Origin of the sequence: Mycobacterium sp., assembly GCF_019247615.1 — a bacterium.
Classification (GTDB): domain Bacteria; phylum Actinomycetota; class Actinomycetes; order Mycobacteriales; family Mycobacteriaceae; genus Mycobacterium.
In genome coordinates this window covers 1-14464 of record NZ_JAFBAT010000120.1, presented here as the reverse complement: position 1 = coordinate 14464, position 14464 = coordinate 1, and the positions used below count along the sequence as shown (strand labels likewise).

Genomic DNA, 14464 nt, shown 5'->3' with positions numbered 1-14464 from the left:
GGCCGCAGCGAGCGACGCAGTCCGGCGTCGCGGCGCTGCCGTTCGGTGGCCTCGAGCCAGGCCAGCGGGGATGTCTCGATCGGTGCCCGCGCGAAGGCGTCCATGACCCGTCAGCCTACGAGGCGCGCAACCTCGACCATCGCCGAGGTGATCTGCGATATTTCGGCGGGCCGGCAGATGTACGGCGGCATTGCGTAGATCAGGTTCCGGAAGGGTCGCAGCCAGACGCCGTGGTCCATGGCGGCCGCCGTGGCGACGGCCAGGTCAACCGGCCGGTCGCGTTCGATGACGCCGATGGCGCCGCACACCCGGACGTCGACCGTGCCGTTCAGCGGCCGCGCGGGTTCGAGCCCGTCGGCCAGCTCGGCCGAGATTTCGGCGACTCGCGACCTCCAGTCCTGAGCCAGCAGCACCTCGACGCTGGCCACGGATACGGCACAGGCCAGCGGATTCGCCATGAAAGTCGGTCCGTGCATCAGCGCACCGGCCTCCCCGGAGCTCACGGTGCGCGCGATCTCGGCGGTGCACAGGGTGGCGGCCAGGCCGAGGTAGCCGCCGGTGAGCGCCTTGCCGACACACATGATGTCGGGGCTGACGCCGGCGTGGTCGGCGGCGAAAAGCTCACCCGTGCGCCCGAAGCCGGTGGCGATCTCGTCGAATACCAGCAGCACCTCGTGCCGCGCGCAGATTTCGCGCAGGTCTGCGAGGTAGCGCGGCTCGTGGAAGCGCATCCCGCCGGCGCCCTGCACGACGGGCTCCACCACCACCGCCGCCAGCTCCGACTGATGGCGCGCCAGTTGCGCCTCGAACGAGGCACTGTAGGCGGTGTCGTAGTCCGTTGGGACCTGCGGGGCGAACACCTGCGGAGCCAAGACGTCGGTCCACAACGAGTGCATGCCCCCCTCGGGGTCGCAGATGCTCATCGGGGTGAAGGTGTCTCCGTGGTACCCGCCGCGCCAGGTCATCAGCCGCCGCTTGCCAGGCCGGCCCCGGCCGCGCCAGTACTGCAGCGCCATCTTCACCGCGACTTCCACGGACACCGATCCGGAGTCGCTGAAGAAAACGGTTTCCAAACCGGCCGGCGTGACCTCGACCAGCAGCTGGGCCAGGCGCGCCGCGGGCTCGTGGGTCAGGCCGCCGAACATGACATGGTTCATCGTGCGCAACTGGGCCGCCAGCGCCGCGTCCAGTTCGGGGTGACCGTGGCCATGGATCGCGGTCCACCAGGAGCTCATCGCGTCCAGCACCTCGATCGGCCTGCCCTCACGAATCAGCGTCAGCCAGGCGCCGCGGGCGCCGACCGCCACGATGGGCGCTATCGACTCGCCGCCGATGGTGCTGTACGGGTGCCACAGGTGGGCGGCGTCGATCGCGCTGATTTGTTCCGGCGTCAATCCGGCCCTCGCCGCAGGCATAGAGATCGAGCGTAAAGCAGCCGGGGTCGCACAAATCGCACCCATCGGGAAGCATCTGAAGCCATGGCTTCGCCGCATCCACCCGCCGACCGTCAGCCGACCAGCCCGACGGCGTCCCCGCAGGGATCCGACGACGCCCACGTGAACCAGTCCGACCAGGACAAGCCGCGCGTCCTGCGCCTGCGAATCGCCCCCTGGGATGTCGTCTGCACCGTCGCACTGCTGGCACTACTGGTCTACCTGGCCACGGCGACCAGTTGGCCGGCGCGGCTGTTCGGCTTCCTCGCCAACGTGTGCGAGGGGGAAACGTGTGGACCGGTGCCCTACGGGGTCGACCTCTATATCCGCCCCGTGGTCTGGGGCGGTATCGGGGCCGCCATCGCCGCGGCCGGAATCGGCCCCTTCATCTCGCTCTTGAAGGGCTGGTACATGTCCTTCTGGCCGGTGCTTGCTTTGGCCCTCGTCGTGGTCAGCTCCGTGGCCGGGTCCATGCTCACAATGTTCAGCCAACGCTTTTGGCTCTGATTGCCTTGCCTCGCCCTTGAGACCGTTCGCCTGAGATCCAAATCACAACTGCGCACGCAGAATTGGGCCGTCCAGTCACCGTCCGGTCACGGTACGACAAAAAATCCTCCGCCGCCCTCACCAGCTATTTTCAGCGGGGCACTTCTGTTGTAAAAGTTGCTGTAGTGACTGGTGTGATTTGGTCGAGCAAACCGACCGCTTTCACGTCCAAGCCATGCAGCGGCGCTCGGCCCCGAGAGGAGACCGGGACGTCCTGCATAAGCGGCCGATGCGCGAAGTCACCGCGGCGGAGGCCCTGGACCCAAGAAGGTGGGATCCACATGAAACGCATTTACGCCGTCGCGATCGGTCTCGCGATGCTGGTGACCCCGCTGGCCGGCATCGGTATTGCGACCGCTGACCCCGGCGCCAGGTCCATGGACTACCAGCAGGCCACCGACATCGTCGTCATGCGCGGTCTGTCGCAGCGCGGCGTGCCGTTCTCGTGGGCAGGGGGCGGCGTGACCGGTCCGACTCGAGGCAAGGGCACCGGCGCCCTGACGGTCGGTTTCGATGCCTCGGGCCTCATGCAGTATGCCTACGCGGGCGCCGGGATCCGGCTGCCGCGCTCCTCCGGCGAGATCTACCGGCTCGGTCAGAAGGTGCTGCCACAGCAGGCGCGCCGCGGAGACATGATCTTCTACGGCCCGGAGGGGACGCAAAGCGTGGCGATGTACCTCGGAAACAACCAAATGCTCGAGGTCGGCGACGTCGTGCAGGTCTCGCCGGTGCGCGCCAACGGCATGGCGCCCTACCTGGTCCGGGTTCTCGGCACCGATTCGGCCCCGGCGCTGCAGGCCCCGCCTCAGCAGCTACCGGCGCAGCAGGCACCGGCACAGCAACTGCCGACGCAGCAGGCGCCGGCACAGCAACTGCCGACGCAACAGGCACCCGTGCAGCAACTACCGACGCAGCAGGCCCCCCTGCAGCAATTGCCCACGCAGCAGGCACCCGTGCAGCAATTGCCCACGCAGCAGGCCCCCGTGCAGCAGGCGCCCACGCACCAGGCGCCGTTGCAGCAGATGCCATTGCAACTGCCGGCGCAGCAGGCACCGGCGCAGCAGGCACCGGTGCAGCAGGCACCCGGCGGAGTCGCCCGGTAACCGCCGGGGGCTCTTCTCGGCCCCGTAGATCCGCCGCTTCCTCCCTCGCCAACGCGTTGCCGCTCGGCAGGGAAGAAGCGGCGGATTTGGGTAAATTGGCGGTCAATCATGACGAGCCCGCCGCCTCATCCACCGGTCGCCACCGCGAATGCGGTCGCGACCGGCGCAGGTTGCGCGGGGACCCGTAGCGGCTATCGCTACGATCTCGACGGCCTGCGCGGGGTGGCAATCGCGCTTGTCGCGGTGTTCCACATCTGGTTCGGCCGGGTTTCCGGCGGCGTGGACGTGTTCCTGGCGCTGTCCGGTTTCTTCTTCGGCGGCAAGATCCTGCGCGCAGCACTGGACCCTGGCGCTGCATTCTCGCCGGTGGCCGAGGCGATCCGGCTGGTCCGGCGCCTGCTGCCCGCCCTGGTCGTGGTTCTGGCAGCCTGCGCGGTTTTGACCATCCTGGTGCAACCGGAGACCCGGTGGGAGACATTCGCCGACCAGAGCCTGGCCAGCCTGGGCTACTACCAGAATTGGGAACTGGCCAGCACCGCGTCCGACTACCTGCGCGCGGGCGAAGCCGTCAGCCCGTTGCAGCACATCTGGTCCATGTCGGTGCAGGGCCAGTTCTACCTCGCTTTCCTGGTGCTGGTGACGGCGTGCACCTACCTGTTGCGGGGCGTGTTGCGGCGTCCGCACCTGCGGGTCACGTTCGTGGTGCTGCTGAGCGCGCTGACCGTCGCGTCGTTCGTCTACGCGATCGTCGCTCATGGGGACGACCAGCCGACCGCGTACTACGACAGTTTCGCGCGGGCCTGGGAGCTTCTTCTCGGTGCGCTGATCGGTGCGGTGGTGGCCCGCATCCGCTGGCCGATGTGGTTGCGCACCACCGTCGCAGGCGTCGCGCTCGGCGCAATCGTGTCGTGCGGGGCCCTGATCGACGGCGTCAACGAATTCCCGGGCCCCTGGGCGATGGTGCCTGTTGGGGCGACCATGCTCATGATCCTTGCCGGCGCCAACCTGCGTGGTCGTTCCGGCGGCGAGGCCAGAATGCCGCTGCCGAACCGGCTGCTGGGCGCCAGGCCGCTGGTGGCGCTGGGCACCATGGCCTACTCGCTCTACCTGTGGCACTGGCCGCTGCTTATCTTCTGGCTGTCGTATACCGGTCACCGGCACGCCAACTTCATCGAGGGCTCGGTGGTGCTCCTGATATCGGGGCTCCTGGCTTACCTGACCACCCGGCTGGTCGAGGATCCCCTGCGCTATCCGGCGTCGCCCGCCGACGCATCCCCGGCCATCGTCCCGTCTGCCCACGCCGTCCCCTGGTGGCTGGGTCTGCGCAGGCCGACGATGGCGCTGGGGTCGCTGGTGGTGTTACTGGGCGTCACGCTGACCGCCACCTCGTTCACCTGGCGTCAGCACGTCACGGTGTTGCGGGCGGCCGGCAAGGAGCTCAGCGTGCTCAACCCGCAGGACTATCCCGGAGCGCGGGCCCTGACCGAACACGTGCGCGTGCCCATGCTGCCGATGCGGCCGAGCGTGCTGGAGGTCAAGCAGGACCTCCCGGCCTCGACCAGGGACGGCTGCATCAGTGACTTCGTCAATCCCGCGGTCGTCAACTGCACGTACGGTGACGTCGCCGCGGCCCGAACCATCGCCCTGGCCGGCGGGTCACACGCTGAACACTGGCTGCCGGCGTTGGACCTGCTCGGCAATCTGCATCACTTCAAAGTGGTGACGTACCTCAAGATGGGCTGTCCCTTGTCCACCGAGGAAGTGCCGCTCATCATGGGCAACAACGCTCCCTACCCGCAGTGCCGTGAGTGGGTGCAGCGGACGATGGCCAAGTTGGTGGCTGACCGTCCCGACTATGTGTTCACGACGACGACCCGGCCGTGGAACATCAAAAGCGGCGACGTGATGCCGGCGACGTACGTCGGGATATGGCAAACGTTGTCCGACAACAACATTCCAATCCTCGGGATACGAGACACCCCATGGCTGATCAAGGATGGCAAACCGTTCGACCCCGCCGACTGCCTGGCTAAGGGGGGCAACGCGCAGTCCTGCGCGGTCAAACGCTCGGACGTGCTCTCCGATCGCAACCAGACGCTCGACTTCGTCGCGCAGTTCCCGCTGCTGAAAGTCCTCGACATGTCCGACGCGATATGTCGAGCCGACGTCTGCCGCCCCCTCGAGGGAAACGTGCTGATCTACCACGGCGCTCACCATTTGGACCCCACCTACGTTCGGACGATGACCACCGAGCTGGGCCGCCAGCTCGCGGCGGGCACCGGCTGGTGGTGAGGGGATAGACACTCGCGAAGCCGCGGCCGCGGATAAGGTCAAGTGATGCCGACCGACCAACCGGCCTCGCCAACGGGCCCGCAAACAGGCCCAGCCACAGGCGATACCGGCCGACCCCGGCCGAGGCTGGCAACCGTCTGGCCGGGCACCCCATATCCGCTCGGCGCCACCTATGACGGCGCGGGCACTAACTTTTCGTTGTTCTCCGAGATCGCCGAGAAGGTCGAGCTGTGCCTGATCGACGAACACCGCGACGAGACACGAATCACCCTCGACGAGGTCGACGGCTACGTTTGGCATGCCTATCTTCCCAACATCAACCCCGGCCAGCGCTACGGATTTCGCGTCCACGGACCGTTCGATCCGGCGGCGGGCCACCGTTGCGATCCGAGCAAGTTGCTGCTCGACCCGTACGGCAAGGCCTTCGACGGCAGATTCACCTTCGACCAGGCGCTGTTCTCCTACGACCTGGGCGCCGTCCACCCGGGCGGCCCCAACGCTGCTGGTGCCGATCCCGGCATCCCGCCGATGGTCGACTCGCTCGGCCACACCATGACCAGTGTTGTCATCAACCCTTTCTTCGACTGGGCTTTCGACCGTGCCCCGCTCACCCCGTACAACGAGACGGTCATCTACGAGGCGCACGTCAAGGGCATGACGCAATGCCATCCCGGCATCCCCGAGGAACTTCGCGGCACCTACGCCGGACTGGCGCACCCCGTGGTCATCGACTACCTCAAGTCGCTCAACGTCACCGCGCTGGAACTGATGCCGGTCCATCAGTTCATGCACGACTCGCGGCTGCTGGACCTCGGATTGCGAAACTATTGGGGCTACAACACCTTTGGCTTCTTCGCGCCGCACTCCGAGTACGCTGCGAACCGGCAGGCGGGCAGCGCGGTGGCCGAGTTCAAGTCCATGGTGCGCAGCCTGCACGAAGCAGGGATCGAGGTGATCCTCGACGTGGTGTACAACCACACCGCCGAGGGCAACCATCTGGGGCCGACGATCAACTTCCGCGGCATCGACAACGTCGCCTACTACCGGCTCGTCGAGACGGACCTCCGGTTGTACAAGGACTACACGGGCACCGGGAACAGTCTCAACGCGCGGCACCCGCACGTGCTGCAGTTGATCATGGACTCGCTGCGCTACTGGGTGCTCGAGATGCACGTCGACGGGTTTCGCTTCGACCTGGCCGCCACCCTGGCCCACGAGCTGCACGACGTCGACCGGCTGAGCGCCTTTTTCGATCTGGTTCAGCAGGATCCGGTAGTCAGCCAGGTGAAATTGATCGCCGAGCCGTGGGACGTCGGTGAGGGCGGCTACCAGGTCGGAAATTTCCCGGGTTTGTGGACGGAGTGGAACGGGAAGTATCGCGATACTGTGCGCGACTACTGGCGGGGGGAGCCCGCAACCCTGGGCGAGTTCGCCTCCCGGCTGACCGGGTCGTCGGACTTGTACGAGGCGACGGGTCGGCGCCCGAGCGCCAGCATCAACTTCGTCACCGCGCACGACGGATTCACCCTCAACGATCTGGTCTCCTACAACGAGAAGCACAACTTGGCCAACGGCGAAGACAACCGGGACGGGGAAAGCCACAACCGGTCCTGGAACTGCGGCGTGGAGGGCCCCACCGAGGAGCCCGACATCATGGAGTTGCGCTGCCGCCAGATGCGCAACTTCTGGGCCACGCTAATGGTCAGCCAGGGCACGCCGATGATCGCGCACGGCGACGAGTTCGGCCGCACCCAGAACGGCAACAACAACGTCTACTGTCAGGACTCCGAATTGTCCTGGATGGATTGGTCTTTCGCCGATAAGAACTCCGATCTGTTGGCGTTCGCGCGCAAGGTGACCACCCTGCGCCGGACTCACCCGGTGTTTCGTCGGCGCCGGTTCTTCGAGGGCGAGCCGATCCGAAGCGGTGACGAGGTCCGCGACATTGCCTGGTTGACGCCGGGCGGCCAGGAGATGACGCATGAGGATTGGGGCAAGAGCTTTCACAAGTCTGTGGCGGTGTTCCTCAACGGCGACGCCATCTCCGCGCCGAACGCCCGCGGCGAGCGCGTGATGGACGACTCATTCCTGTTGTGCTTCAACGCCGACGACGAACAGGTGGAGTTCGTGATGCCGGGCGGCGACTACGCCCGGGAGTGGACGGTGGAGCTCGACACCAATCATCCGGTCGGCCGCAACGAGCGAGCCGACCAGGTGGTGACGGCCGATCAGAAGGTCGCGCTGCCGTCACGTTCGTTGCTGATACTGCGTAAGACCTTGTGACGCATGGCCTTACCAGTTATCTCCACTTATCGACTCCAACTGCGCGGTGAGGCCAGCGGATTCGCGTTCACCCTGGCAGACGCCGAGAACTTACTGGACTACCTCGACGACCTCGGCGTCAGCCACCTGTACCTGTCGCCGGTCATGACCGCGGCCCGCGGCTCCAACCATGGATACGACGTCACCGACCCGACGACGGTGTCAGCCGACCTGGGTGGACCCGAAGGACTGCAACGGCTGTCCGCGGCGGCGCGCGCCCGCGGCATGGGACTCATCGTCGACATTGTGCCCAACCACGTCGGCATCGACGACCCGCGGCAGAATGCGTGGTGGTGGGACGTCTTGCGGCGCGGCCGCGAGTCGCCCTACGCGACGTTCTTCGACATCGACTGGGACCTCGACGAGCATGGCCGAATCGTGCTGCCCGTCTTGGGATCCGACGACGACGCGGCCGACCTGAAGGTCGACGACGACCAGCTGCGCCTGGGTGACCTTGCGCTGCCCATCGCCCCGGGCACCGGCGACGGAACCGGCCCGGAAGACGGCGCGCACGTCCACGACCGCCAGCACTACCGGATGGTGGGCTGGCGAAACGGGGTCTGCGGGTATCGCCGTTTCTTCTCCATCACCTCGCTGGCCGGCCTGCGGCAGGAAGACCCCGCGGTGTTCGACGCCAGCCACGTGGAAGTCGCCCGCTGGTTCCGCGATGGGCTGGTGGACGGGGTCCGGATCGACCATCCCGACGGATTGTCCGACCCCTGCGGCTATTTGGGCCGGCTGCGGGAGTTGGTCGGTCCGGACGCCTGGATCGTCATCGAGAAGATCCTCGGCGTCGACGAGGCGCTGGAACCCACCCTGCCGGTGGCCGGGACGACCGGCTACGACGCGCTCCGGGAGGTGGGTGGTGTCTTCATCGATCCGGCCGGCGAGCAACCGCTGACCGCGCTTTTCGAGTCCGCCGGACTCGACTACAACGCGATGCCCAAGCTTCTCGCCGATCTCAAGACCCGCGTCGTTACCCAGACGCTGGCAAGTGAGCTGGCCCGGCTACGACGGGCCATCGTGGCCACGGCGGGCGCCGACGATCCACTACTGCCCGAGGCGGTCGCCGCGCTGCTCACCCACATGGAGGTCTATCGGTCCGACTATCCCGGCCTGGTCGCGATCATGCCCTCTGCCTTGGCCGAAACCCAGTCTGCGGCACCGCATTTGGGGCCTGCACTGCAGGTGATCGCCACGGCGCTGGTTCGCGGGGGCGAGCCGGCCACCCGGCTGCAGCAACTCTGCGGCGCCGTCACCGCCAAGGCTGTCGAGGACTGCCTGTTTTACCGCGACGCCCGGTTGGTCTCGCTCAACGAGGTGGGCGGCGAGCCGCACCGTTTCGGTGTCGGCCTCGCGGAGTTTCATCAGCGGGCGGCGACGCGCGCCCGATGCTGGCCGCAGGCGATGACCACGCTGACCACCCACGACACCAAACGGGGCGAAGACGTGCGCGCCCGCATCGGCGTGCTGTCCCAGGTGCCCTCGCTGTGGGCGGAGTTCATCGCCCGCTGGGAAATCGCGGCCCGCTCCCCCGATCCCGCGACGGGACGGTTCTTGTGGCAGAACATTTTCGGGGTATGGCCGGTGAGCGGCGAGGTGACCGGCGAGCTGCGTGACCGGCTGCACGCCTACGCGGAGAAGGCCATCCGGGAAGCGGCCTGGCACACCAGCTGGAACGACCCGGACGCCGAATTCGAGGGCGCGGTGCATCGGTGGCTGGATACCGTGCTCGACGGTCGGGTGGCCGGCCAACTGACCGAGCTGGTGTCGCAGCTCAATCCACACGCCGCCAGCGACGCGCTGGGCCAGAAGCTGCTCGCCCTGACCGTGCCGGGAATTCCGGACGTCTATCAGGGCACGGAGCTGTGGGACGACAGCCTGGTGGACCCGGACAACCGGCGCGCCGTCGATTACGGCGCTCGTCGAGCCGCCCTGAAAGACCTGCAGCATCCCAAGATTCGCGTCGTCACCACGGCGCTCAGGGTGCGGCGTTCGCATCCGGACACCTTTCTGAGGGGCACGTACGTCCCGGTCGTCGCCGACGGCGACGCCAGCGAGCACCTGCTGGCCTTTCGCCGCGGCGATGACATCGTGGTCGCGGCGACCCGCTGGACGGTGCGCCTGGCCGAGACCGGTTGGGGTAACACGGTGCTGCCGCTGCCGGAGGGCACCTGGAAAGACGCGCTCACCGGGGCCATCGCAGACGGACCGACGTCGGCGGCCCAGTTGTTCGCCGACCTGCCCGTCGTCCTGCTCGAGCGGCACCATGACTGAACGCCGGATGACTGAGTTCCGCGTGTGGGCGCCCAAACCCCAGCTGGTGCGACTCGACGTCGACGGCGCGGTCTACGCGATGACGCGCTCGAACGACGGCTGGTGGCACACCAGCGTCGAGACCGCGCCGGACGCCCGCTACGGGTACCTGCTCGACGACGACCCGACCGTACTGCCCGACCCGCGCTCGGCGCGTCAGCCAGACGGCGTGCACGCGCGCTCGCAGTTGTGGGACCCGGCGCGTGCCGCCTGGACCGACGGCGGTTGGGCGGGCCGGTCCATCGACGCTTCGGCGGGCGCGGTGATCTACGAGCTGCACGTCGGCACCTTCACCGGCGCCGGCACTTTCGACGCCGCCATCGAAAAGCTGGACTATCTGGTCGATCTCGGCATCGACTTTGTCGAGCTGATGCCGGTCAACTCCTTCGCCGGCACCCACGGCTGGGGCTACGACGGTGTGCTGTGGTACAGCGTGCACGAACCGTACGGGGGACCCGACGCCCTGGTCCGCTTCGTCAACGCCTGCCACGCCCGAGGCCTGGGGGTACTCATTGACGCGGTGTTCAATCACCTTGGCCCGTCGGGCAATTACCTGCCGCGGTTCGGACCCTACCTGTCCTCCGCGAGCAACCCATGGGGCGAAGGCATCAACATCGCCGACGCCGATTCGGACGAGGTGCGGCGCTACATCATCGGCTGCGCGCTGCGCTGGATGCGCGACTTCCACGCCGACGGCCTGCGGCTGGACGCCGTCCATGCGCTGGTCGACACCACCGCGATCCACATCCTCGAGGAACTGGCCACCGAGACTGACTGGCTGTCAACGGAAGTGGGGCGCCCCCTGTCGCTGATCGCGGAGAGCGACCTCAACGACCCGCGGTTGATCACCGCGCGCGATCGCGGCGGCTACGGACTGACCGCGCAGTGGGCCGACGACATCCACCACGCCATCCACACCGCGGTGTCCGGGGAACGCCAGGGCTACTACGCGGACTTCGGCACGCTGGCCACACTCGCGGAGACGCTGCGGCGCGGTTACTTCCACGCCGGCACCTATTCGTCCTTCCGGCGCCGCCGCCACGGGCGGCCGCTGGACACGGCGAGCGTTCCGGCCGCTCGACTGGTCGCCTACACCTGCACTCACGATCAGGTCGGCAACCGCGCCCTCGGGGATCGCCCGTCGCAGGACCTTACCGGCGGTCAGCTGGCGGTCAAGGCCGCCCTTGCGCTCGGCTCACCCTATGCAGCAATGCTTTTCATGGGCGAGGAGTGGGGAGCGTCTACCCCGTTCCAGTTTTTCAGCTCGCACCCCGAACCGGAGCTGGCGCGGGCCACCGCCGAGGGGCGCAAGGCCGAATTCGCCGACCACGGCTGGAACGCCGACGACATCCCCGACCCGCAGGACCCGCAGACGTTCCAGCGCTCCAAGCTGAACTGGGACGAGGTGGACTCCGCCGAGCACGCCCGGCTGCGCCGCCTGTACGGGGACTTGATCGCGCTGCGGCACGGCGATCCCGACCTGGCCGACCCCTGGCTCGATCACCTCACCGTCGACTACGACGAAGACGAACGCTGGATCAGCGTGCGCCGCGGCGGGCTGCGCATCGTGTGCAACCTGAGCCTGGAACCGGCAAAGGTCCCGGTCACCGGCGAGGTGGTGCTGGCCTGGGGCGAGCCGACGGTCGATGGCGCGAGCACCGTCCTCGACGGCCACTCCTTCGCCATTCTGCGCGTTCCCGAAGGATCATCCTGATCGTCATCGGCGCGATCCTGTGGATCCTCGGTGCCACCGGTCGCGCCTTGGGCGGTCGCCGGCACTGGTTCTAATATCCGGCTGTGGGCAGCGCCGCTGAGGACAAGATTCGGTTCACCCGCGACGAGCTGAAGCGGTTCAGCGGTGGGACGCTGCCGGACCTGATCTCGGACCAAGTCCGGCTGCTGTTCGTTGGGATCAACCCCGGATTGAGAACCGTTGCCGTGCAAGCCCATTTCGCTCCCCGCGGCAATCGTTTCTGGCCCGCACTCTTCCGCGCCGGCATCACCGATCATCTGATCGACGCGTCGGCAGGGTTCACCCCCGCGGATCGCGAGTACTTGTTGAATCGCGGCATCGGCATCACCAGCCTCGTGGACCGGGCAACCGCGGGCGCCGACGAACTCACCCCCGGCGAACTGGTCGAAGGCAGGCAGAAAGTGGACGCACTGGTCCGCAAGTGCTCGCCCCGGGTGGTCGCGGTGCTCGGGATCGGCGCTTACCGCGATGCCTTCGGCGACCGCCACGCCAGGCCTGGGAAGCAGCCGTCGCCGTATCCCGCCACCGAACTGTGGGTGGTTCCCAACCCGAGCGGCCGCAACGCCCATGCGTCGGTCCGGGACCTCGCGGCCGCCTACGGTGAAGTCGCCCGAGCAGCCGGCATAGGTGGCTGACCGCCTCGGGCCCGATAAGTGAGCATGGCCAACCCTCCCCTGGTTCGGCCTGCCGCGCAGCGCCTACACGCTGGGACGTCCGGTAGGCAGCACCGCCTCGGCGATCGCGCCCGCCAGCGGCTCGATCTCCTCGTCACCCACGTCGGCAATGGTGACCCGCATTCCGGGTGACGTCCGAATGCGGAAACGCGTTCCCGGCGCTGCGGCCCACCCCGCGCCAATCAGCCTCGTAATGGCGACGGTCTCGTCGGGCACCGGAATCCACACGTTGAGCCCGGATCGGCCGCGGGCGGCCACGCCGCGCTCGGCCAATAAGGCGCACAACCGCGTCCGGGTGGCGGCATATCGCGCTTCCGCCTCACCGACGAGCCGTGCGGCCGCCGCGTCCGACCACAGGCCGACCGCGAGGTCCTGCAGCAGGTGGCTCACCCATCCCGGCCCGAGCCGCAGCCGGCCCTGCACCCGCTCGGCGGTGCGGCGGTCCCCCGCCAGCACGGCCACGCGCAGGTCGGGGCCGTAGGCCTTCGACGCCGAGCGCACGAAAGCCCAGTGGCGCGTCGATCCGGCCAGCGTGTGCAGCGGCGCGCCGGCGATTCCCGCGCAGTGATCGTCCTCGACCAGCAGCACGCCGTCGGCCCGGTCGGAGAGCAAGCCGCGCACGGCGTCCGCCCGATCCCCCGACAGCGCCGCACCGGTGGGGTTCTGTGCGCGGTTGGTGAGCACCACCGCGCGCACCCCGCGACGAAGCGCACACTCCATGTCGGCGATCAACGGCCCGTCGTCGTCGACCCGCACGGGCTCCGCCGAAAGGCCCAGCGCCGCAATCAAATCCAGCAAGTTGGCCCAGCCTGGATCTTCGACGGCCACCCGGTCCCCGGGGCGCAGATGCGCGGCCAGCGCCCGCTCGATGCCGTCCAGCGCGCCGCTGGTCACCGCCAGATGATCGGCCGGGATGCCGTCGCCCGAGAGCGCGCGACGGGTGAACTCCGCCAGCTCTGGCGATAGGGCCGGCTCCCCGTACAGCACAGGCCTGGGCCGCGGCACCCGGACCAGCCCGATCGGCAATAACGCCGGATCCGGGTTGCCGGTCGACAGGTCGCGCACGCCGGCCGGGACGTCCAGCCCGAGGAGCGAGCGCGGCGTGGTCGCGGGGCGGTGCCGCACCCGGGTGCCGCGCCGCCCGGCGGTCTCGATGGCCCCGCGGTCGCGCAGCAGGCGGTACGCCGCGGCCACGGTGTTGGCGTTCACGCCGAGCTGGCCGGCCAGATCCCGGATCGGCGGCAGCCCGTCGCCGGGCGCGAGCGCGCCGCGGGAGATGGCCTCCTCAACGTCGGCGGCTATGGATTCCGCGCCCGTCCCCGTATATTGTACTGGCACGAGGATAATTATCTATTAGAACAATATTGAAGGCAATCCGTTGAGCTACCGCCGCACGCCCCGAACCACGCCCACCCGATACCGGGAGCGCGCCCACTACGACCGCGACACCGTCCACCGGATTCTGGATGAGGCGCTGATCTGCCACCTCGGCTACCTGAACGCCGGCCGGCCGGTGGTGCTGCCGACGACGCACGCGCGCCTCGGCGAGACGCTCTACCTGCATGGTTCCAGCGGAAGCGGCCCGATGCTGGCGGCAAAGGCGGCCGAAGGGGCGGGGCGGGGCCTGCCCGTCTGCGTCACAGTGACCCTCGTCGACGGGCTGGTGCTGGCCCGCGCCGCTATGCACCACTCGGTGAACTTCCGCTCGGTGGTGGTGCTGGGCGACGCGCGCGCCATCGACGACCCGGAAGAGAAACTCCGGGCCCTCGGCACTCTGCTGGACCACATCCGGCCCGGGCGCGCTGCGGACTGCCGCACCCCGAACCCGCGCGAGCTCGCCGCGACCGGTGTCCTCGCGCTGGACCTCGTCGAGGTCTCGGCCAAGGTACGCGCCGGCGGCCCGATCGACGATCCGGAGGACGCCGCGCTGCCGCACTGGGCCGGCGTGGTGCCGCTGGGCGTGAAGGCCGGGCCGCCGGTGCCGGCCGACGACCTGGACCCCGCTACCCCGCTGCCGGCGTACCT

At 68.3% G+C, this 14464-nt stretch carries 11 protein-coding genes and 1 pseudogene; 9 read left to right on the top strand and 3 right to left on the bottom strand.

Annotated elements, in window-relative coordinates; genetic code table 11:
• Positions 1–104 (bottom strand): hypothetical protein (locus JO059_RS08205; protein WP_293315599.1); only part of this gene is annotated, 104 nt, incomplete at its 3' end.
• A 6-nt stretch (positions 105–110) separates the two neighbouring features.
• Entirely contained in the window at positions 111–1415 is a 1305-nt protein-coding gene (locus JO059_RS08200) for an adenosylmethionine--8-amino-7-oxononanoate transaminase (protein WP_293315596.1), read from the bottom strand.
• A 63-nt stretch (positions 1416–1478) separates the two neighbouring features.
• On the opposite strand from JO059_RS08200, the gene JO059_RS08195 reads away from it, so the two are divergent.
• The 8 genes and pseudogenes from JO059_RS08195 (at position 1479) to JO059_RS08160 (ending at position 12400) form a co-directional block, all read left to right on the top strand.
• Positions 1479–1940, top strand: coding sequence for a hypothetical protein (locus JO059_RS08195; RefSeq protein WP_293315595.1), 462 nt, complete (start codon positions 1479–1481; stop codon positions 1938–1940).
• A 320-nt stretch (positions 1941–2260) separates the two neighbouring features.
• Entirely contained in the window at positions 2261–3082 is an 822-nt protein-coding gene (gene ripD, locus JO059_RS08190; RefSeq protein WP_293315594.1) for an NlpC/P60 family peptidoglycan-binding protein RipD, read from the top strand.
• 108 nt (positions 3083–3190) lie between these two features.
• Complete coding sequence (locus tag JO059_RS08185; protein WP_293315593.1) at positions 3191–5374, top strand: acyltransferase family protein; 2184 nt, start codon at positions 3191–3193, stop codon at positions 5372–5374.
• A 126-nt stretch (positions 5375–5500) separates the two neighbouring features.
• Positions 5501–7657, top strand: coding sequence for a glycogen debranching protein GlgX (glgX, locus tag JO059_RS08180; RefSeq protein ID WP_293315598.1), 2157 nt, complete (start codon positions 5501–5503; stop codon positions 7655–7657).
• 3 nt (positions 7658–7660) lie between these two features.
• Positions 7661–9973 carry a malto-oligosyltrehalose synthase gene (gene treY, locus JO059_RS08175; RefSeq protein ID WP_293315592.1) on the top strand — a complete coding sequence of 771 codons (2313 nt, stop codon included), beginning with the start codon at positions 7661–7663 and terminating at the stop codon, positions 9971–9973.
• Between the two features lie 7 nt (positions 9974–9980).
• Positions 9981–11726, top strand: coding sequence for a malto-oligosyltrehalose trehalohydrolase (treZ, locus tag JO059_RS08170; protein ID WP_293315591.1), 1746 nt, complete (start codon positions 9981–9983; stop codon positions 11724–11726).
• A pseudogene (locus JO059_RS08165) lies at positions 11717–11800 on the top strand (DUF6131 family protein); the annotation flags it as partial. The gene treZ and the pseudogene JO059_RS08165, both read left to right, overlap by 10 nt.
• 33 nt (positions 11801–11833) lie before the next feature.
• Complete coding sequence (locus JO059_RS08160; RefSeq protein WP_293315597.1) at positions 11834–12400, top strand: mismatch-specific DNA-glycosylase; 567 nt, start codon at positions 11834–11836, stop codon at positions 12398–12400.
• A 63-nt stretch (positions 12401–12463) separates the two neighbouring features.
• On the opposite strand, the gene JO059_RS08155 is transcribed toward JO059_RS08160, so the two are convergent.
• Positions 12464–13777 (bottom strand): aminotransferase class I/II-fold pyridoxal phosphate-dependent enzyme, encoded by a 1314-nt coding sequence (locus JO059_RS08155; RefSeq protein WP_293315590.1) that lies wholly within the window; start codon positions 13775–13777, stop codon positions 12464–12466.
• A gap of 40 nt (positions 13778–13817) precedes the next feature.
• Between JO059_RS08155 and JO059_RS08150 the strand changes: the two genes are divergently transcribed.
• Positions 13818–14464, top strand: a 647-nt coding sequence (locus JO059_RS08150) for a pyridoxamine 5'-phosphate oxidase family protein (RefSeq protein ID WP_293315589.1), incomplete at its 3' end; no start/stop codon positions are given.

Coding starts and splice junctions, on each gene's coding strand:
- JO059_RS08200 (WP_293315596.1), bottom strand. CDS start 1,415: ATGCCTGCGGCGAGGGCCGGATTGACGCCGGAACAAATCAGCGCGATC.
- treY (WP_293315592.1), top strand. CDS start 7,661: ATGGCCTTACCAGTTATCTCCACTTATCGACTCCAACTGCGCGGTGAG.
- treZ (WP_293315591.1), top strand. CDS start 9,981: ATGACTGAGTTCCGCGTGTGGGCGCCCAAACCCCAGCTGGTGCGACTC.
- JO059_RS08185 (WP_293315593.1), top strand. CDS start 3,191: ATGACGAGCCCGCCGCCTCATCCACCGGTCGCCACCGCGAATGCGGTC.
- ripD (WP_293315594.1), top strand. CDS start 2,261: ATGAAACGCATTTACGCCGTCGCGATCGGTCTCGCGATGCTGGTGACC.
- JO059_RS08195 (WP_293315595.1), top strand. CDS start 1,479: ATGGCTTCGCCGCATCCACCCGCCGACCGTCAGCCGACCAGCCCGACG.